The 826-nt window shown below is 45.9% G+C and carries 1 protein-coding gene; it reads left to right on the top strand.

The genetic code is table 11. The features are described 5' to 3' along the window. A partial coding sequence (locus R7Z77_RS24850; protein WP_318136983.1) for an outer membrane protein assembly factor BamD occupies positions 1 to 671 on the top strand: 671 nt, incomplete at its 5' end. Positions 672 to 826 lie beyond the last annotated feature (155 nt).

The raw sequence follows: 826 nt of genomic DNA on the forward strand, positions 1-826 counted from the left end.
GCAAAGAAGAAATCGTTCCTGATGTGCCGCCTTCGGAACTGTATGCAGACGCACAAGTCTCACTTCAAAGTGGCAACTGGCTTTCTGCGATTGAGAAACTGGAAGCGTTAGACTCACGTTACCCATTCGGTGCCTACTCTGAACAGGTGCAACTTGACCTTATTTACGCATACTACAAAAACGACGACCTAGCGTTAGGCTTAGCAACCATCTCTCGCTTTATGCGCCTAAACCCGACCCATGAAAAAATGGACTGGGTGCTTTACATGCGTGGCCTGAGCCACATGGCTCAAGATCGTAACTTTATGCACGACCTGTTTAGCATCGATCGTAGCGACCGCGACCCAGAGCCCGTGAAAAAAGCATTTGATGACTTTAAGAAGCTGCTTCAACGTTATCCAAACAGCCCATATGCGGAAGATGCACAAAAACGCATGGTGGCCTTGAAAAACCGCTTAGCGAATTACGATTTAGCTACCGCTGATTTTTACCTTCGCCGTGAAGCATGGATCGCTGCCATTAACCGTAGCCAAGAGCTTCAAAAATCATTCCCTGATACAGAAGCAGCTCGCAAATCGTTAGAAATTCAGCTGGAAGCCTACAAGCAGCTGCAACTAGAAGATGCCGTTGCAAGAACAGAAGCGCTCATTAAGCTAAATCCTGTCAAATAAACGCCTACCGCCACAGCTCAAACTGTGGCGGTTTTGTTTTCTACCACCAATTCCTTCTCTTTGAATAATCTTGATGATTTTTTGAGCACAACTTATGCTTAGAGTTCTACTCCACCATTAAACTGGACGTGAACGTGACCATATCTAAGTTTTGG

The organism is Vibrio sp. 1401, from assembly GCF_033340295.1.